The organism is Aeromicrobium sp., from assembly GCF_032084975.1.
GTDB lineage: Bacteria > Actinomycetota > Actinomycetes > Propionibacteriales > Nocardioidaceae > Aeromicrobium.
This window is the reverse complement of record NZ_DAMDLR010000011.1, coordinates 16,447-34,568: the sequence shown is the minus strand read 5'-3', so window position 1 is coordinate 34,568 and position 18,122 is coordinate 16,447. Positions and strand designations below refer to the sequence as shown.

Here is an 18,122-nt window from a genome sequence, read left to right as displayed (position 1 = left end):
AGCATTGCTGCTTCACTGCTTGGCTGACATCATGGTTCCATGACAGCACAGCCAGACGCGTTCCATGGGTACGTCGCCGTCCAGCGCCGAGGCCTGATCGCGCTGCCTGCTGACCTGCGCGAGCGCCTCCATCTGGATGAGCCGGGTGTGCAGTTGGAGGTCACCGAGCGGCCGGATGGAGTCGTTGAATTGCGTCCGACCGTGCCAGTTCCCGCCGATCAGGCGTGGTACTGGACCCAGCGATGGCAGGCGCGTGAGCACGAGGTCGACGACCACGTCAGTGCTGGGCGCGTCGCCGTGCACGACAGCGGTGAGGACTTCCTGGCGCATGTCGACGAGCTGTCTGAGTGAAGTTCGAGACGACACCCGCGTTCGACGGTGATGTACGGCGGCTCGCGCCTGAGCACCTCGCCGAGTTCCGCAAGGTGATCCGCGCGAAGTTCGTGCCCGCCTGCGAGGCGTACGCGGCTGATCCCGCAGCGCCCTGGCCGACGTCACTGAGGGTGAAGTCGGTTCGTGCAGCTGCCGGCGTGCTGGAGATGACGTGGTCGTTCTCCAGCCCCGACGGCCGCGCGACGTTCGAGTTGGTCACGGTCGGCGGCGAGCTGCGCGTTCGGTGGCGGCGCGTGGGCGACCACTCCGTGTTCAAGGGACCGTGATGTGATGCACCGGCTCCCGTGCCGGCGACTGGTCAGGTCAGCTGCAGCTGCCCGTCGGTCTCGCGGTAGACCTCGCCGGTCTCGGGGCACGTGAACGTCCCGTCGCCCTGGTCGTCCAGGGGGCGGCCGGCGCGGCCGACCCACGCGATGCGACGGGCCGGAACGCCCACGACGAGCGCGTGCGGGGGAACGTCCTTCGTGACGACCGCACCGGCGGCGACCAGGGCCCAGGCGCCGATCGTCACGGGAGCGACACAGACGGCGCGCGCGCCGATGGAGGCGCCCTCGTCGATCGTGACGCCGACCGGAGTCCAGTCCGCGCCCGACTTGAGCATGCCGTCGGGACCGACGGCGCGCGGGAACTCGTCGTTCGTCAGGACCGCGGCGGGACCGATGAAGACGCCGTCGGCGACCTGGGCCGGCTCGTAGACGAGCGCGTGGTTCTGGATCTTGACGCGATTGCCGATCTGCACGCCCGTGCCGATGTAGGCGCCGCGACCCACGATGCACTGCTCGCCCAGCGTGGCGTTCTCGCGGACCTGGGCCAGCTCCCAGACGGTGGTGCCGGACCCGAGGGTGGCGCGGTCGTCGACTTGGGCGGTGGGCTTCACGGTGGCGCTCATGGCGTCACGTTATCGCTCGATGCTGCACATCCGGCCCGCCGGAGGCAGGAACCCCGCGCAGGGACAGCGCGTGCTTGACTTGGTCCGGCCGTCGGCACGAGGAGAGGATGGGCAGCACGTGAGCTCGCGCAGCACGCCCGGAGCCGCCCCCAAGCGCAAGGCCGCCGCGGTCATCGCCACCGACTCGCGTGGAGACGTCGACGATCAGGGCCGCGTCGTCCTCAGCGGCACGGCCACCGGGGGACAGGTCGTCGACGCCGTCTCGTTCAAGGTCCGCGGCAAGGGCGGCCCGGAGGTCGTCGTCCCGGCGGCGGGCACGGCTGACTTCAGCGTCGTCGCGCCGATCCCCGAGGCGGTGCCGGCCGAGACGTTCTCGCTCGACGTGCGCCTGCACCTGCGCGACCCGCAGGGCGTCGAGACCGTCCGCCGGCTCAACGCGGGACCGGAGGAGCAGTTCGTCCGGACCTCCGAGGTCGTCGGGTTCCACGGCCGCCCTGCCTGGTGGTACGCCACGCGCGACGGCGAGCTCTCGCTGCGCGTGGGCATGCCCCGCGACCCTCGGCTGACCCTCGAGGACACGCAGGTCCGTGGTCTCGCGCACGGGTTCGCGTTCAGCACCACGCTCACGACCGTCGGCGCCGACATCGGCACGCTCGCGCTGCAGGTCACGGTCCGGGCCACGGACTTCGTCACCCGGCTGCCCGTCGAGGTCTCGCGCACCGAGCGGGACCCCGTCTCCCAGGACGAGACCCACCACGTGTCGGGCACGGTCGACCTCGCGGCCCTGGTGCGCGCCGGCCTCCCGGCGGACGAGCAGGCCATGGACGTCGCGCTCGTGGCCGAGGCCCCCGACGGCACCCCGCTGCGCCGGGGGTTGAGCCTGGCCGACGACCTCGCGGCGCTGGACCGGCTCGCGCCGATCACCGCCACCGAGGGTGGCCTGACGCAGGTCCTCGTCCCGGGCGTCACGTTCAAGTCTCAGAACCTGACCTTCGCGCGCGAGGTCTTCACCGAGGACGCGTACCGCTACCTCACGCGACTGCGCAGGCTCGGCCCGCTGTGGTCGCTCATCCGCCTCTTCTCGCGCGTGTGGGTCATCGGCGAGACGCCGTACAAGGCACAGGACGCAGGCTTCCACCTCTTCCGCTGGATCCGGCAGCACCGGCCGCGCGTGCGGGCGCACTACGTCATCAGCGCCGACAGTCCCGAGCGCGCAGCCGTCGAGCCGCTCGGTCAGGTCGTCACGCTGCGCTCGCGTGAGCACATCCGCGCGAGCTTCCTGGCCCGCCGGTTCGCCACGAGCCACAAGGTCGAGTTCGTGCTGGCGACGACCGACCGGCGGGCGACCCGCTGGATGCGCGGCAACCGGGTCTTCCTGCAGCACGGCGTGCTGGGGACGAAGAACATGGTCGACACGTACGGCCGCTTGTCGCCCGCATTCCACACCGACTTCTTCCACGTCAGCTCCGAGCGCGAGCGCGAGCTGGTCGTCAACGACCTGCGCTACCGCCGGCGCCAGGTGCGCGTCACCGGCCTGAGCCGCTTCGATCGCCTCCTCGAGCCGGCCGACGCCCCGGCCGGCCTGCTGGTGATCCCGACCTGGCGCGACTGGCTGCTGCGGGCGGGGGACTTCGAGGACAGCGAGTTCCTCGAGCGCTGGCGGGCGTTCCTGGCCTCGGCGACGCTGCGTGACGCGATCGCGGCCGGGATGCCGGTGACCGTGATCCTGCACCCGAACATGCGCTTCTTCGGCTCGGCGCTCGACGCCGAGGGTGTCACGGTGCTGCAGCAGGGCGACGTCGACGTGCAGACGCTGCTGCGGACCCACGCGGCGATGGTCACCGACTACTCCTCGGTCGGCTTCGATTTCAGCTTCCGGGGACGGCCGGTGTTCTACCACCAGTTCGACCGCGAGCAGTTCCTCGGCAAGCGCCCCTCGCACCTCGACCTCGACAGCGACCTGCCCGGTGACGTGTTCCTCGACGCGGACGACCTGGCCCAGGCCGTCGTGACGTCCTGGCGCGCCGGCTTCGGCCAGCACCCCGAGCACGCCCGGCGCAGCGCCCTGTTCCTGTCGCCCGCCGAGGGCTCGTACTGCGAGCAGGTCTTCGAGTCGGTCCGCACGGCGCGCTCGTGGTGGGTGCCGCTGTGGCGGCTGCGGGACTCGGAGCGCGGCCGACGCACGTACGAGCGGTTCCGCGCCGGTGGCCTCTACGAGCCTGCGATGAAGGCCCTGTCGTGGATCGGCCGCCTGTTGCCGCGGCGCGAGCTGGCGGTGTTCGAGAGCAACGTCGGACGCGCCGCCGCCGACAGCCCCCGCGCGATCTACGACGAGCTGGTCGCGCGTGACTCGGACCTCGACGTCGTGTGGAGCACCCGCGACACGTTCCGGCCGCGCGACCTGCGCACCCGCAAGGTCGAGCCCGGATCGCCCGCGTTCCACTGGGCACTGGCGCGGGCGCGGTACTGGGTGAACAACCAGAACTTCGGTCCGCCGCTGACGCGACCGCGCGGCACGACCTACGTCCAGACGTGGCACGGCACGCCGCTCAAGCGCATGCAGTTCGACGCGGTGTCCACCACCGGCCGCAAGGAGGGCTACCTCGACCGGGTCGCGGCGAAGACCGCCACGTGGTCCACGCTCGTCTCGCCCAGCCCCTACGCGACCGAGGCGTTCCGGTCGGCCTTCAGGTACGACGGCCCGGTGCTGGAGGTCGGCTACCCGCGCAACGACGTCCTCGTCACGCAAGCGCAGGCACGGGCCGATCTCACGCGTCGCCGCCTCGGGCTGCCGGCCGGCGCTCGTGTCGTGCTCTACGCGCCGACGTTCCGCGACGACGTGAGGAAGGGCAACCAGTTCGGCTGGGACGGCGTGCTCGACTGGGCAACCCTCGTGGACGGACTCTCGCCCGACACGGTCGTCCTGGTGCGCCGGCACAGCGTCGTGCGGGGCTCGCTCAAGATCCCGCCCGAGCTGGCCCACCGTGTCCGCGACGTCTCGGCCTACGGCGACACCCAGGACCTGCTGTGTCTCGCGGACGTGCTGGTCACGGACTACTCGTCCGTGATGTTCGACTACGCACTGCTCGACCGTCCACTCGTGCTCTTCTGCTACGACCTCGAGCACTACCGCGACGAGCTGCGCGGCTTCTACCTCGACCTCGAGGCCGAGGCGCCCGGTGCCCTCGCGAGGACGCAGGAGCAACTGCGCGAAGGCCTCCTCGCGGCCGAGTCCGGCGACCCAGGGCACGCCGATGCCCGTCGCCGGTTCCGCGAACGGTTCGCCCCGCTCGACGACGGTCGCGCCGCCGCTCGTGTCGTGGACGAGGTCTTCGGCCGCTAGGCGCTCAGCGCAGCGCCCGGCGCGCGGCAGCCCCGAGCCGGGGCGCCAACGTGCGCGAGAAGGTCGCCGTCATGTGGCCGTGGTCGAAGTACGCGATCCGGCGGTCGACGACGAAGCGGCAGGTCGCGTCGTCGCACAGCTCGTCGGACACGTCCAGCACCGAGACCAGCCCGCTGTCGTCCGCGCGCGCCGCGGCCGCGAGGGGGTCGGGCTCGAGCGCCTCGTCGCGGGGACGATCGCACGCGGACGGATCGTCCTCGTTCAGTGCGACGCAGTCGGGGACGTGCACCTCGGCCGCCGGCGTGTCCCGGATGACCAGCACCGGGATGCCGGCGGCGGTCAGCGTGTCGAGCGTGTCCGCGTAGGCCTCCTGCGCGAAGCGGTCGGCCTTCTCGCCGGGCTCGACGTCGGCCAGCGGCAACGTGCGGGTGCGGTTCGAGATCACGACGAGCGAGGCGTCGGAGTCGATGATCCGGCGCAGGCTCTCGGCGTTCCACTCGCGGCAGTTGCGCGCGGCCCGGGGGTTGGGGAAGGCGATGTCGAGGTCGACGGTGTAGCACTGCGAGACGAGGTACGTGTCCAGCGCCCAGCCCTCGTCCTGCGCCACCTCGGCCAGGGCGGGCTGCCAGTGTCCGGCGTGCGAGTTCCCGATCAGGGCCACGCGCCGGTCGGAGTCCTCGTCGCCGTACCGGCACAGCGGACGTGTCGTGAACGGAGCGCTCGACCAGCAGTCGTCGGCGTAGACGACGGGCTTGTCCTGCTTGGCCTCGATCGGCGACATGAGGAGCCCGCCCGGCTCGTCGCGGTCCGGGCTCGAGGCCAGGGCCCAGGCCGCGAGGCAGCTGAGCGCGGTGGCGGCGGCGAGCATCGCGAAGGTGGTGCGCCGGCGGTCGACGAGCCGCGGGTGGAACCGCAGCGGGCGCTCCACGAAGCGCACCGTGAGGCCGGACAGCACGACGGTCGCGACCAGCACGACGGCGTCCGTGCGCAGGGTCTTGTCGACGCCCAGCGCGATCGGCGTGATCACCACGAGCGGCCAGTGCCACAGGTAGATCGGGTAGGACCAGTCACCGGCGAGCTGGACGGGGGCCCATTGCCACGGGCCCCGGCCCTCGACCGCTGCCCACAGCACCAGGGCGGCCCCGACGGTCGGCACCAGCGCCGCCGATCCCGGGAACGGCGTCGCGCGGTCGAACCCGAACACGGCCACGAGCACCATGACGAATCCGATGAGCGCCAGCGCTCCGCGGCCTCGTCGTGGGGAGAGGCCCCGCGCGACGGCCATGGCGACGAGCGCTCCGAGCAGCAGCTCCCAGACCCTGGCGGGCGTGACGAAGTACGCGGCGCCGGGATCCACGTCGGTCAGCCGGATGCTCCAGGCCAGCGAGGCCGCGAAGAGCGCCACGGTCACGACAGGCAGCCACGCCCGGCGCACCGCCAGCACCACCGCGATGACGAGCGGCCAGAGCAGGTAGAACTGCTCCTCGATGCTGAGGGACCAGTAGTGCTGCACGGGCGTCGCGGCGTTCTCGGAGGCGAGGTAGTCGGTCGCGGAGTCCGCCAGCACCCAGTTCTGCACGTAGAGCGCCGAGCCCGCGACCTGCCGGCCGATGTCGGCGAACTGGGTCGACGGGAGCCACAGCCACGAGGCGACCGTCGTGGCCACGAGCACGACCGCGGCAGCGGGAATGAGCCGGCGCACACGGCGGGCCCAGAACTCACCGAGCCTCGTGGCCGAGGTGGGCGGGCGCTGCAGCAGGTGCAGCGTGATGAGGAAGCCCGAGATCACGAAGAAGACGTCGACGCCGACGTAGCCGCCCGACACGCGCCCGGGCCACAGGTGGAAGGCGACGACGGCGCCGACGGCGAGGGCCCGCAGCGCCTGGATGTCCGTTCGGACGGCACGGCCCGCCGCCGGGCTCGGGCGTGCCCGCGACCGGGTTCGCACGTCCTGGGGCACGATTGTGAATTCTAGGTCGTGAGCCCCGTCCCGTCGCCCGCGGTCGTGCGGCGTAGGTTGACCCGGTGCGCAGACTGCTCACCGACGTGCGGCCGTTGCGGGCCTCGTCCGCCTACCGCCGCCTGTGGATCGGGCAGGCGATCTCGGGGTTCGGCCAGCAGATGTCGGTCGTGGCGGTCGCGTGGGAGGTGTGGGCCCTCACGCAGTCCTCGTTCTCGGTCGGGCTGGTGGGCCTGTCGGGCCTGCTGCCGCTCGTGCTCGGCGGCCTGTACGGAGGCGCTCTGGTCGATGCGTTCGACCGTCGCACCGTCGCGATCGCCTCGGCGGTCGGCCTGTGGGTGTCCTCGATCGGTCTGGTCGTGCACAGTGCCCTGGGATGGGACTCCGTGGGAGTGCTCTACGGGATCGTCGCGGTCCAGGCCCTGTTCTTCGCGGTCAACAACCCGGCGCGCTCGGCGATGCTGCCGCAGCTCCTGCCGGCGCACCTGTTGCCGGCCGCGAACGCGCTCGGGATGGCGGCGACCAACCTGTCCTTCACGGTCGGGCCCCTGCTCGGTGGCGCGCTGATCGCGTGGCGAGGCGTGGAGGCGGCCTACGTCACCGACGTCGTGCTGTACCTGGCCGCGCTCTACTCGGTGCTGCGGCTGCCCGCGCTGCCGCCGGCGACGAAGATGCCCGTCCCGGGCGTGCGCTCGGTCGTCGACGGCCTGCGGTTCCTGCGCACGGCGCCGAACATCGCGATGTCGTTCGTCGTGGATCTGTGCGCCATGGTGTTCGCGCAGCCGCGCGCCCTGTTCCCGGCGCTGGCCGCGACGGTCTACGCGGGCTCGGCGACCGGCGACGCGGGGGCCTCGTCGCTGGGCCTGCTGCAGGCGTCGCCGGCGATCGGCTCGCTCATCGCGTTCGTCCTGTCGGGCTGGGTGAGTCGGGTCCACCGGCACGGGATCGCCATCACGGTCGCCGTCGTCGCCTACGGCGCGAGCGTCAGCGCGGCGGGCTTCGCCGCCGTGGGCGTCCCCGGGCTGCTGTGGCTCGGGCTGAGCTGCTTCGCGCTCTCGGGCGCGGCCGACATGATCAGCGCGGCCTACCGGTCGACGATCCTGCAGACCGCCGCCCCCGACGAGATGCGCGGGCGCATGCAGGGCCTGTTCATCGTGGTCGTCGCCGGCGGCCCGCGCCTGGGCGACTTCCTGATCGGCTCCCTGGCCTCCGTGGTGGGGGAGGAGTGGGCCATGGTCGTCGGTGGTGGCCTGTGCATCACCGGGGTACTGCTGGCCGTGACCCTGAACCGGCGCTTCCTGGCCTACGACGGCCGCCACCCGGCTCCCTGAGTCGTGGAAGCACCAGCGCCACGCCGGCGGAGAATCAGCGCCAGCGTGCGGAGGGCTTGGACCGCAGCCCGATGCGCTGCTCGAGCTCGGCGACCTCGTCGACGACGTCGCCGCAGACCCACACGCGGTACCGCGACGAGCCGGTGATCTCGCGCAGCACCCCAGCATCGACGAGCCTGTCCACGCCGCGCAGGGCATTGTTCGCCGGCACGCCGGTGACCTGCATGGCCGACTTCAGGTCGATGACCGGTCGCTGCAGCATCGTCGCGACCAGCGACTCGGCGGCCGAACCCTTGCGCGGAGACGCCTGCTCCCGCCATTTGAGTGGCAGTTTCGCCAGGTGAACGGCCGACTGCTCGGCTGCTCCTGCTGCCACGGTCGTCGCCTGCGCGGTGTACCGAACGAAGTCATCGAGGTCGCCGGCCCTGTACGCGGCGAGGTGCTCGAAGTAGTCGTCGACGTCGGCCAGCATCGCGGCGGCGATGGGAACCGTGACCGTCGTGGTCAGCCCTCGCCTGCGCAGGACCGCGCCGATGAGCGCACGTCCGGTGCGGCCGTTGCCGTCGTTGAACGGATGGATGGCCTCGAACTGGGCGTGCGCGACGGCGGCCTGCCCCACCGACGTCATGTCGGTGCGCGCGCAGAAGGCCATCAGGTCCGCCATGAGGGACTGGACCATCCGCGGCGGCGGAGGCACGTGGACCGCCCCGAGTGGACTGTGATCGGATCCGCCGATCCAGTTCTGGCTGGTCCGGTAGTGCCCGGCGGTCGAACGCTCCAGCATGTCGTCGGACAGCAACGCGCGGTGCGTGTCCAGGATCGCCTGCTCGGTGATCTCGCCGGCTGCCCGCGTGTTCAGGGTGGCGATCGCCCGGGCCGCGGCGATGGTGGACCTGGCGCGGTCGCCCGCCTCGGCACCCACGCTGGCCCGCGCCAGCTCGTCCAGGTCCGCATGGATGCGCTCGATCTTGCTCGAGGCGCTCGCCTCGGTGCGCACCAGCATGTCGCCGACTCCCGCCAGGGCAAGCCCCCGGACGTCGAGCCGGGCGATCGCCGCGGCGGCCTCCTCGCAGGCGGCGACGGTCTCCTGGTTCAGGACGGGATCTCGGTCGCGTATCTCGGCAGGCACCTCGGCGCTGATGCTGGTCAGCTCCCGGTCTGCCCGCGGGGGGCGCGCGCCGTTGGGGCCGCGTTGATCGGGATTGGTGGTCCAGGCTTCCTCCACCCGCGTGACTGCTGGCCACGCTCGTCCCGGACTCGCCCGCGGCGCGGGCGACTCATCGCCACCGTCGGCCGCCCGGACTGGGTTCACCGTTTTCCCGCTTTCGGAGAGAGAAGTGACACTAGTTTACCCTTTTTGACGGAAAGGTAAATGAAAACGCCATGTCTTCTCGTTTGCGGGAGGACCGTCCTGCGAGGCTGTCGATGCAGCCAGGTACTGCGTGTCCCGATGGCTGCCCTCGCGTCAGCCGCTGTGGCTCGCCAGGTCGACCTGGATCCAGATCTGCTCGGCTCGCCCGACCAGCTCGCCGTCCGGCGTGTAGACGGCCGTGTCGGTGAAGAACTTGCGGCCCTCCGTGGCAGCGAGGCGGCCGACGCAGTGATACGTCCGGCCGACCTGCGGCGCGCTCAGCACCTCGGCCGTCATCGTGCCGAGCAGCATGGGCTGGACCGAGAAGTCCGCCGCCCATCCGCCGGGACAGTCCAGTGCCGCCCACGTGACCGGCACGCCGACCTGGCCGTCGCCGTCGTCGAACCCGGCGTGGACGTGCCACGGCGCGGCCGTCAGCCCGTTGCCGATCGGCCCGCTGAAGATCCGCAGGCCGTCGCCCTCCTCGCGGTCGGTGCCGCACGTGAAGCACTGGTCGAACGGGTGCGTGTGGAAGCCCGGGTACGCGGCCAGGCCGGCCTCGACACCCGACGCGTCGACGAACGGCGGAGCCTCCCGGACGAAGCTCCCCGTGGTGGCCGTGCCCACCACGGCACCGCCGTGCGTCTCGAGCCGCGACTCCTGCGGTGCGTGCTCCCACGCGAGGGGCGTCTCGAGCGGCGGGGGCATCCGCAGGCGTGCGGTGACCGGCCCCCGCGGATCCTGGGCGAGGCGGGCGGCGGCGATCAGGCCGCTGACCCAGCCACCGTTGCCGGAGGCGGGCGGACCGTTGAACTGGCGCGGGATCGTGACCATGACCCGACGCTAGCCGCAGCGCTCGCTCGCCGGGCACGAGAGGTGGGCCCCCACGCTTCTACCGCCGTGGGACAATGTGCTCGTGAGCGAGCTCATTGACACCACCGAGATGTACCTGAGGACCATCTTCGAGCTGGAGGAGGAGGGGATCATCCCGCTGCGGGCCCGGATCGCCGAGCGCCTCCACCAGAGTGGACCGACGGTCAGCCAGACGGTGGCGCGCATGGAGCGCGACGGACTGCTGACGGTCGAGGGCGACCGCCACCTCGAGCTGTCCGAGAAGGGCCGCTCGCTGGCCACCCGCGTGATGCGCAAGCACCGCCTGGCCGAGCGCCTGCTCACCGATGTGATCGGTCTCGAGATCGAGTTCGTCCACGAGGAGGCGTGCCGCTGGGAGCACGTCATGTCCGAGCAGGTCGAGCGTCGCCTGATCACGCTGCTGGGCGAGCCCACCGAGTCGCCCTACGGCAACCCGATCCCGGGGCTGGCCGAGCTGGGCCAGACCGTGACCGAGTCCGACTTCCTCGACGGCGTCGAGTCGCTGCCGAGCGTCGTCGTCACGTCCGACGAGCCCGTCCGCGTCGTCGTGCGGCGCATCGCCGAGGAGCTCCAGAAGGACACCGAGGTCATGTCGGTCCTGCGTCGCGTCGGCGCCCTGCCGGGCAACGACGTGCTCGTGTCGCGCGGACACGACGGTCTCGTCATCGCGCGCCAGTCCGAGACCGCCGAGATCGTGGCCGAGGCCGCGTCGCACATCTTCGTCTCCCGCTGAGTCCGGTGCCGCGTCATCGTGATGGACGATCATTCGGTCGCGACTGGCATGCTGACGCCATGAGTTTCGCCGGTCGCGTGCGCGGTTGGTTCCACCGCACCGGGTCCGAGTTCCTCGGATGGTCACTCGTCGTGCTGGGCATCTTCATGCTCGTCCTGCCCGGACCGGGCCTGCTCGGGATGCTCGCCGGCATCGCGGTCCTCTCACGCCACTACGCGTGGGCGCGGGCCGTGTTCGTGCCGCTGGAGAAGCGGGCGTTCGAGGCCGCCGAGTACGGCGTGGCCACGATCCCGCGCATCCTCGTGAGCGTGCTCGGCATCATCTGCGTGGCCACCGCCGGCGCGATCTGGTTCATCGGCCCCACGATCCCCGAGTTCGAGATCCTCGGCGTCGGGTTCGGACCCGAGCTGCCGGCTGCGGGATGGGTCGGCGCCATCGGCATCTGGTTCTCGGACCTGATCGCCGTCGTGCTGCTGGTCTACAGCATCCGTCGCTGGCGCTGAGCCACGCGGCTACGGTGGAGCGATGAGCACCATCGACCCCGCGTCCGTCGAACTGGGACTCGACACCTTCGGCGATGTGACGACCGGCCCGGACGGGACCCCCGACCACCACGCCGTCGTCCTGCGCAACGTGGTCGACCAGGCGGTGCTGGCCGACCAGGTCGGCCTGTCGTTCATCGGCCTGGGCGAGCACCACCGCGACGACTTCGCGATCACCGCTCCCGATGTCGTGCTGGCGGCGATCGCCTCCCGCACCCAGAGCATCCGGCTCGGGTCCGCCGTCACGGTGCTCAGCTCGGACGACCCGATCCGGGTCTTCGAGCGGTTCTCCACGCTCGACGCGCTCTCGAACGGCCGGGCCGAGGTCATCATCGGCCGCGGCTCCTTCACGGAGTCGTTCCCCCTGTTCGGCTTCGACCTCGGCGACTATGAGCGGCTCTTCGCCGAGAAGCTCGACCTGCTCTCGCACGTGGTGACCGAGCAGCCGGTCACCTGGTCCGGCACGATCCGGCCGCCGCTGCAGGACCAGCGCATCTTCCCGCCCACCGAGTCGGGCCGCCTCAAGGTCTGGGTCGGGGTCGGGGGCACGCCCCAGTCGGTCGTCCGGGCGGCGCACTACCGGATGCCGCTCATGCTCGCGATCATCGGCGGCCAGCCGGCGCAGTTCGTGCCGTTCGCGCAGTACTACCGCGACCTGCTGGCCGCGGACGGGGTCGACCCGCTGCCCATCGGCATGCACTCGCCGGGGTACGTCGCCGAGACCGACGAGCAGGCGCGCGAGGAGCTCTTCCCGCACTTCAAGGCCAACCGCGACCGCATCGGCGCCGAGCGCGGATGGCCGCCCACCAGCCGGCTGCAGTTCGACAACGACGCATCCCCCGAGGGAGCGCTCTACGTCGGCTCACCCGAGACCGTCGCGCGCAAGATCGCGACGAACCTGCAGCGGCTGGGGGTCACGCGGTTCGACCTCAAGTACGCCAACGGCCCGATGTCGCACGACCAGCTCATGCGCTGCATCGAGCTGTACGGGACGCAGGTCGCGCCGCTCGTGCGCGACATGGTGTCGTGAAACCGCGCGGCCGGCTGACGGTGTTCGCCTAGTCTGGCGTGCATGGAGACGACGATCCTGATCGCCGTGCTCGGCGTGATCGTGATCGCGGCCTCCAGCGTCGTGGCGCCGCGGATCGGGACGGCGTCGCCGCTCGTGCTCCTGGCCGCGGGCCTCGCGATCAGCCTCCTGCCCTTCACGCCCGACTACGACATCGACCCCGAGGTCATCCTGGCCGGGTTGCTGCCGCCGTTGCTGTACTCGGCGGCCGTGAACATGCCGGCGATGGACTTCCGCCGTGACTTCCGGGCGATCAGCGGGCTGTCGGTGCTCCTCGTCGTCGTGAGCGCACTGAGCCTCGGCGGTGTCTTCACGCTGCTGGTCGACGACCTCGACTACCCGCTCGCCGTGGCACTGGGCGCCATCGTCAGCCCGACCGATGCCGTCGCAACCTCGATCGTGAAGCGGTTGGGCGTGGCGCCACGCGTCGTGACGGTGCTGGAGGGCGAGAGCCTATTCAACGACGCCACCGCCCTGGTCCTGCTGCGGACGGCGGTGGCCGCCACGGCGGCCGGCGTGGGCATCGGTGGCGTGGTGGGCGCCTTCGCGTGGGCCGTGATCGGCGCCGTGGCGATCGGGTGGCTCGTGGGCTGGTCGATGCTGCGGGTGCGCCAGCGCATCGCCGATCCCGCGGTCTCGACCGCGCTGTCGTTCACGCTGCCCTTCATCGCGTTCCTGCCCGCCGAGCACCTCGAGGCCTCGGGACTGGTCGCCGCCGTCACGGCGGGACTCGTCACGGGCCACGGGCAGGTCCATCGGCTCGGTCCGCAGCAGCGGCTGTCGGACCGGCAGAACTGGCGGACCGTGGAGGTGCTGGCGGAGGGACTCGTGTTCCTCGTGATGGGGCTGCAGGTCTCGGCGCTCGTCCGGGACGTCGAGAACGACCACGGGGGTGTCCTGCGGGCCTTCGTGCTGGCGGTCGTGGCCCTGACCGTCGCGCTGGCCATCCGCGCGCTCTACGTCGCGGTGATCGTCTGGGCCGAGCGGCGGCGGCGCCGGCGGTCCCCGCAGCGACGCGAGACGATCGACCAGTGGTCGTCGCAGGTTCGCCGCAGCGACCATCCGCGCGCCGCCAAGATGAGCAGGCGACTGCGGCGTGCATCGGCCGACGTCGACTTCTACGACTCCTCGCGGCTGGGACGGCGCGAGGGTGCGGTGCTGGTGTGGGCGGGCCTACGCGGTGCGGTCACCCTGGCGGCCGCCCAGACCCTGCCGACGGACGCGCCGGGCCGGTCGCTGCTCGTGCTCGTCGCGTTCTTCGTGGCCCTGCTCTCGCTCGTGGTGCAGGGCGGGACGCTCGGGCGCCTGGTGGCGGCGCTGGGGCTGGGTGGCCGGGACGAGGCGGACGAGGAGGAGTGGGCGCGGCTGGACGCCCGCCTTCGCGAGGTGGCCGCGCAGGTGCTCGCCCGCACGGACCTCCCCGCGGGATGGGAGGCGGCCGGCGCGCTGCTCCAGACGCGCGCGGAGGATGCCGATCTCGACCTCGAGCCGTTGCGGGAGTTCCGCCGTGCGGTCATCGAGGCGCAACGCGAGCTGCTGCTGCGCGAGCGCGCCGACGGGACGTTCAGCAGCGGCGCGCTGACCCGGATGCTGGCGCAGCTGGACGCGGACCAGATCGGGCTAGAGATGCGTAAGCCCTGACCCGGATGCTGGCGCAGCTGGACGCGGACCAGATCGGGCTAGAGATGCGTCAGCCCTGACCCGGGGCCTACGAGCGCATCGTCCGTTGTGGGACGAAACACCTGCTTGTTCCGGCGTGGGACTTGTCGCCAGCCCGTGACTCGTGTGACTGTTGAGTCTTACGTGACGTCTGTGACCGAGTCCTCTCACTCCCGAGGGCACCAGGTCCGACTCACGGGGGTGTCTGCACCCAGTGGTGCGCATGTCTTCCCCCGATCATGCGCACCGGTGCCGGCTCGGAGGGCCCTTCCCCAGGGCTCTCCGAGCGGCACCACTTTTCCGGTGATCAGGACTCGCGGCCCAGTCCCGCCTCCCGCGCCTTGATGATCGCCTCGGCACGGTCCGCCGCGTGGAGCTTGGCGTAGATCGACGAGACCGCGTTGCGCACGGTCTTGTTCGAGACGTACAGCTCGGCGGCGATCGCATCGTTGCTCCGTCCGGCGGCCAGCAGGTCCAGGACGGCGCGCTCGCGCTCGGACAGCTCGGGGAAGGGGTGCTCGGCGCGCCGTGCCCGTCCGGCGAACAGTCCCGCGACCCGGGCCGCGACCGAGGCGCCGAAGACCATCCCGCCCGCGGCGGTCGCGACGATCGCTCGGTGCACCTCCGCCGCGTCCGCGCCCTTGAGCAGGTAGCCGGACGCCCCCGCGCGCAGGGCGCTGAGGATCGTGTCGTCGTCCTCGTTCATCGTCAGCATCAGCACGCGGACGTCCGCGTGGCGGCCGGTGATGTGCCGCGTCGCCTCGATGCCGTCCAGCACCGGCATCTGGATGTCCATCACGACCACGTCGGGAACGTCGGCGTCCACCACGTGGATGGCGTCACGACCGTCACCGGCCGTCCCGACGACCTCGATCCCGCCGAGGGCGCGCAGCAGCGCCACGAGCCCGTCGCGCACGATCTGGTGGTCGTCCACGACCACGACGCGGACATCGTTCATGCGGTCGTCCTTCCGTGCAGGGGCAGGCGGGCCGTGACGGTGGTGCCACCGTCCGGCGGGCACCGCAGGTCGATCGAGCCGCCCAGCTCGGCCGCCCGCTCGCGCAGCGACACCAGTCCCACGCCGGACTGCGCGTCGGCCGCGATGCCGACGCCGTCGTCCGCGATCTCGAGGACCAGGTCGTCGTCCTCGGTCCACAGCGTGACCGAGCACGTACCGGCGTGCGCATGGCGCCGAGCGTTGTTCATCGCCTCGGACGCGATCCGGAACGCCGCGACCTCGACCGCGGCGGGCAGCGTGCCCGTGAAGCTCGCCTCGACCGACACGCGTGGTCCGGCCTCGGCGTGCTCGGCGAGCTGGCTGAGCGCCCCGACGAGGCCACGGTCGTCCAGCGCCGGCGGACGCAGGTCGTGCACCAGGCGGCGGACGTCCTTGATGATCTCCTGCACGACCTCGCGCGTCTCGGTCAGCTGGACGTCCGCGTCGTGAGGGTCGGCGGCGAGCGTGAGGCGGGCGGACTCGAGGCGGAAGACGACCGCCGAGAGGGACGGGCCGAGACCGTCGTGCAGGTCGCGACGGATGCGGCGGCGCTCCTCCTCGCGAGCCAGGACGAGCTGCTCACGGCTGCGTTGAAGCTCGTCGCTGAGCTGGCTCGCGCGGATGGCCGCGGCCGCCTGTCGGACGACGTCGGCCAGCAGGACCTCGTCCCGCTCGCTGAGGTGGTTGCGGACGCCGTGGGCGGGCACCGTGATGCGACCGATCGTGCGCGAGCGGTAGGTCAGCGGGAAGGACCGGACCTGTCCCGGCCGGTCGCCGCGAGAGGCCACCAGCCGCTCGCCGGCCGAGCGGTCGACCTCGACCTGGACGAACGACAGGCCGAAGGCGGCCGCGACGGCCTCGGCCACGGCACCGAGCTGGGCGCCGTCCTCGTCGGTGCGTTCGAGCGTGGAGGCGAGGTTCGCCACGACGTCGTACGGATCGCGTCGCTCACCCAGCACGAGGCGCCGGACCGCGGCCTCGATCCGCAGGCGCAGGGGACCGTAGAGCACGGCGGCCAGCAGCAGCACGAGCAGGACCACCTGGCGCTGGCCGAATTGGTCGCCCAGCGTGGCGGAGACGATCGCGAGTGCCAGCAGGTCCGCCGCCACGATCACCACACTGATCCCGCCGTAGACGAGCGTGCGGACCAGCAGGTTCTCGACCGAGACGACGTCGGGCCGCACGATCGCCACCACCATGGCGACGGGGCCCACGAGCAGGGCCGCGCCGAGGAAGAACGCGTTCAGTGCCGCGACGTCGACCAGCAGGCTCGTGGCGATCAGCAGCGTCATCGCCAGGACGGCCCAGGCGAGCCATCGCATCCGCTCACGCTCACCACCGCGTGAGCGGCGGTACCGGGCCATCACGGTGACCAGCGCGAGGACGAATCCGGCGGTGGCCAGCACCCAGCTGACGGTCAGGGCCTCATCGGCCAAGGGACGCAGCGCCTCGATCGACGTGGGGTCGGTGTCGGCGCCCGGGGTGAGCTCGGCCAGCGAGGCATCGATCTCGTCCTGGGTGCTGGGCACCACGACGAACAGCGTCAGGCCCGTCGCCATGAGCGACAGGCTGGCCCAGCCGGCGCGACGCCAGCGTCCGCGGGGCAGGCCGTCGGGGAACAGCAGCAGCACCCCCGCCGCGGCCAGCGGAAGCACCGCGGTGAAGCGGAACAGGAACCACATCACCCAGGTCAGTCCGGGCAGGGTGTCCTGCTCGGCCACGGCGAGGCGCACGTAGGACTGGGCGAGCCCATCGAGGACCCACAACATCCCCAACCCGACGAGGGCCCAGCCGATGGGATGGCGTCGACGATGCCACAGCACGACGACGCCGAGCGCGAGCTGGATCAGGCCCAGGGCGGCGAAGGTCCAGCCGACCTCCTGCGTCCAGGCCGGGACGTGAGCGTCGCCCACGTGCACGTCGATGGCGACCGAGGCCGTCAACAGCGCGGCGCCCAGGCCGAACACGGTCAGGGCGCCGGCCGGGACCTGAGTGGACCTCATGGATAGATCATGGCGGCGGTTCGCGTCCCGGGGGAGCGAACCGCCGCCATCGCGATCGAGAAGCGAGGTCACCGGGCGCCGCGGTCCCCGAAGGCGAACCCCAGGCCGACCAGGACGACCATCACCGAGCCGGTCCAGCCCGCCATGTACTGCAGGGGCGCGACGGTCAGCAGCAGCGAGAGGGTGCCCAGGACGGCGGCCGCGATGCCCAGCCAGGCGCGGACGGCTCCCGCGCGCCACGCCAGGAACAGCGCCCAGCCGGTCAGGCCGGTGAGTCCCCAGACCCACGGCACGGTGGCGATCCAGTGGTTGAACACGGTGGCGGCCTCGGGCACGGCCAGGGCATCCCCGGCGACGCCGAAGATGAACTCCGTGTTGAGCGCGGTGCCCATCAGCACGACGAGCGCCGTCCCGAGGATGCCGAAGGCGGCCGTTCCCGGGACCAGGCTGTCGCGGCCGAGTCCGGCCCGCAGCCGCCGGTGCAGGCCGAGGCCGAACGGCACGAGGGCCAGGACGGTCAGCGTGGCGACGACGTGGAACGAGATCAGCGCGGGCACGTGGTCGTTCAGCGAGGCGAGGATGCGGTCGGCGTCCTGTGCCTCTCCGTCGACGTACGCGGCGCCGGCGCTCGCGCTCAGGATCGTGGTCGCGAAGCCGCCGACTCCGGCGAGGGCGCCCGAGACGGCCCAGGCTCGGCCCGGTCGCCTCGTGGCCTCGTCGGCCAGGTCGTCGCGGACGCGCTGCTGGGTGGTGATCTGTGTGGTCATGGGTGTTCCTTCCGGGGGGAGTTGCTGTGACTCCACCGTGGAAGGCGCGCTGTCCCGGAGAACAGGGACAACGGGGCACGATTCGAAGGACGCGCCGGACCGAGGGTGCCCCCGAGAGGATTCGAACCTCCGACCTGCGGTTTAGGAAACCGTTGCTCTATCCCCTGAGCTACGGGGGCGCACCGAGAGACATCTTCCCACGGCCTCCGGGT

The 18,122-nt window shown here is 71.7% G+C and carries 15 protein-coding genes and 1 tRNA gene; 8 read left to right on the top strand and 8 right to left on the bottom strand.

Features of this window, described 5'->3' with window-relative positions; genetic code table 11:
• Positions 1-39 precede the first annotated feature (39 nt).
• Both RT323_RS16695 and RT323_RS04510 read left to right on the top strand, forming a co-directional pair.
• Positions 40-351: an AbrB/MazE/SpoVT family DNA-binding domain-containing protein gene (locus tag RT323_RS16695; protein WP_396171937.1), complete on the top strand. Its 312-nt coding sequence runs from the start codon at positions 40-42 to the stop codon at positions 349-351.
• Positions 348-659, top strand: a complete 312-nt coding sequence (locus tag RT323_RS04510; protein WP_313405381.1) for a hypothetical protein — start codon at positions 348-350, stop codon at positions 657-659. Before RT323_RS16695 ends, RT323_RS04510 begins: the two co-directional genes overlap by 4 nt.
• Before the next feature lie 32 nt (positions 660-691).
• Here RT323_RS04510 and RT323_RS04505 read toward each other — a convergent pair whose 3' ends face one another.
• A complete protein-coding gene (locus RT323_RS04505) occupies positions 692-1,282 on the bottom strand; it encodes an acyltransferase (protein ID WP_313405379.1) in 591 nt (196 codons plus the stop codon).
• A 118-nt stretch (positions 1,283-1,400) separates the two neighbouring features.
• On the opposite strand from RT323_RS04505, the gene RT323_RS04500 reads away from it, so the two are divergent.
• Positions 1,401-4,625, top strand: coding sequence for a CDP-glycerol glycerophosphotransferase family protein (locus RT323_RS04500; RefSeq protein WP_313405377.1), 3,225 nt, complete (start codon positions 1,401-1,403; stop codon positions 4,623-4,625).
• Between the two features lie 4 nt (positions 4,626-4,629).
• Here the strand turns inward: RT323_RS04500 and RT323_RS04495 are convergent, their stop codons facing one another.
• On the bottom strand, positions 4,630-6,585 hold the full coding sequence (locus RT323_RS04495; RefSeq protein ID WP_313405375.1) for an acyltransferase family protein: 1,956 nt from the start codon (positions 6,583-6,585) through the stop codon (positions 4,630-4,632).
• A gap of 65 nt (positions 6,586-6,650) precedes the next feature.
• On the opposite strand from RT323_RS04495, the gene RT323_RS04490 reads away from it, so the two are divergent.
• Entirely contained in the window at positions 6,651-7,916 is a 1,266-nt protein-coding gene (locus RT323_RS04490; protein ID WP_313405373.1) for an MFS transporter, read from the top strand.
• A 34-nt stretch (positions 7,917-7,950) separates the two neighbouring features.
• On the opposite strand, the gene RT323_RS04485 is transcribed toward RT323_RS04490, so the two are convergent.
• Together RT323_RS04485 and RT323_RS04480 are read right to left on the bottom strand one after the other, a co-directional pair.
• Positions 7,951-9,045 carry a Fic family protein gene (locus tag RT323_RS04485; protein WP_313405371.1) on the bottom strand — a complete coding sequence of 365 codons (1,095 nt, stop codon included), beginning with the start codon at positions 9,043-9,045 and terminating at the stop codon, positions 7,951-7,953.
• A gap of 336 nt (positions 9,046-9,381) precedes the next feature.
• Positions 9,382-10,101 carry a hypothetical protein gene (locus tag RT323_RS04480; RefSeq protein WP_313405369.1) on the bottom strand — a complete coding sequence of 240 codons (720 nt, stop codon included), beginning with the start codon at positions 10,099-10,101 and terminating at the stop codon, positions 9,382-9,384.
• An 82-nt stretch (positions 10,102-10,183) separates the two neighbouring features.
• Here RT323_RS04480 and RT323_RS04475 point away from each other — a divergent pair, with 82 nt between their 5' ends.
• From RT323_RS04475 to RT323_RS04460, 4 genes are read left to right on the top strand one after another with little or no spacing between them, the layout of a single operon-like run.
• Complete coding sequence (locus tag RT323_RS04475) at positions 10,184-10,873, top strand: metal-dependent transcriptional regulator (protein WP_313405367.1); 690 nt, start codon at positions 10,184-10,186, stop codon at positions 10,871-10,873.
• Positions 10,874-10,932: 59 nt separating this feature from the next.
• The gene (locus RT323_RS04470; protein ID WP_313405365.1) at positions 10,933-11,376 is read left to right on the top strand and encodes a PGPGW domain-containing protein; all 444 of its coding nucleotides are present in this window, start codon (positions 10,933-10,935) and stop codon (positions 11,374-11,376) included.
• 22 nt (positions 11,377-11,398) lie between these two features.
• Entirely contained in the window at positions 11,399-12,445 is a 1,047-nt protein-coding gene (locus RT323_RS04465) for an LLM class flavin-dependent oxidoreductase (protein WP_313405364.1), read from the top strand.
• A 42-nt stretch (positions 12,446-12,487) separates the two neighbouring features.
• Positions 12,488-14,125 carry a sodium:proton antiporter gene (locus tag RT323_RS04460; RefSeq protein ID WP_313405362.1) on the top strand — a complete coding sequence of 546 codons (1,638 nt, stop codon included), beginning with the start codon at positions 12,488-12,490 and terminating at the stop codon, positions 14,123-14,125.
• A gap of 325 nt (positions 14,126-14,450) precedes the next feature.
• Here the strand turns inward: RT323_RS04460 and RT323_RS04455 are convergent, their stop codons facing one another.
• From RT323_RS04455 to RT323_RS04440, 4 genes are all read right to left on the bottom strand, one after another.
• Positions 14,451-15,101, bottom strand: coding sequence for a response regulator transcription factor (locus RT323_RS04455; RefSeq protein WP_313405360.1), 651 nt, complete (start codon positions 15,099-15,101; stop codon positions 14,451-14,453).
• Positions 15,098-17,143, bottom strand: a complete 2,046-nt coding sequence (locus RT323_RS04450) for a sensor histidine kinase (protein ID WP_313405358.1) — start codon at positions 17,141-17,143, stop codon at positions 15,098-15,100. Before RT323_RS04450 ends, RT323_RS04455 begins: the two co-directional genes overlap by 4 nt.
• 68 nt (positions 17,144-17,211) lie before the next feature.
• Complete coding sequence (locus RT323_RS04445; RefSeq protein WP_313405356.1) at positions 17,212-17,910, bottom strand: hypothetical protein; 699 nt, start codon at positions 17,908-17,910, stop codon at positions 17,212-17,214.
• A 106-nt stretch (positions 17,911-18,016) separates the two neighbouring features.
• Positions 18,017-18,089, bottom strand: a tRNA-Arg gene (locus RT323_RS04440).
• Positions 18,090-18,122 lie beyond the last annotated feature (33 nt).

Bases quoted from the DNA above. Each gene is read 5' to 3' on its own strand.
- RT323_RS16695 (WP_396171937.1), top strand. From the start codon at position 40: ATGACAGCACAGCCAGACGCGTTCCATGGGTACGTCGCCGTCCAGCGC.
- RT323_RS04505 (WP_313405379.1), bottom strand. From the start codon at position 1,282: ATGAGCGCCACCGTGAAGCCCACCGCCCAAGTCGACGACCGCGCCACC.
- RT323_RS04480 (WP_313405369.1), bottom strand. From the start codon at position 10,101: ATGGTCACGATCCCGCGCCAGTTCAACGGTCCGCCCGCCTCCGGCAAC.
- RT323_RS04470 (WP_313405365.1), top strand. From the start codon at position 10,933: ATGAGTTTCGCCGGTCGCGTGCGCGGTTGGTTCCACCGCACCGGGTCC.
- RT323_RS04465 (WP_313405364.1), top strand. From the start codon at position 11,399: ATGAGCACCATCGACCCCGCGTCCGTCGAACTGGGACTCGACACCTTC.
- RT323_RS04460 (WP_313405362.1), top strand. From the start codon at position 12,488: ATGGAGACGACGATCCTGATCGCCGTGCTCGGCGTGATCGTGATCGCG.
- RT323_RS04455 (WP_313405360.1), bottom strand. From the start codon at position 15,101: ATGAACGATGTCCGCGTCGTGGTCGTGGACGACCACCAGATCGTGCGC.
- RT323_RS04450 (WP_313405358.1), bottom strand. From the start codon at position 17,143: ATGAGGTCCACTCAGGTCCCGGCCGGCGCCCTGACCGTGTTCGGCCTG.
- RT323_RS04445 (WP_313405356.1), bottom strand. From the start codon at position 17,910: ATGACCACACAGATCACCACCCAGCAGCGCGTCCGCGACGACCTGGCC.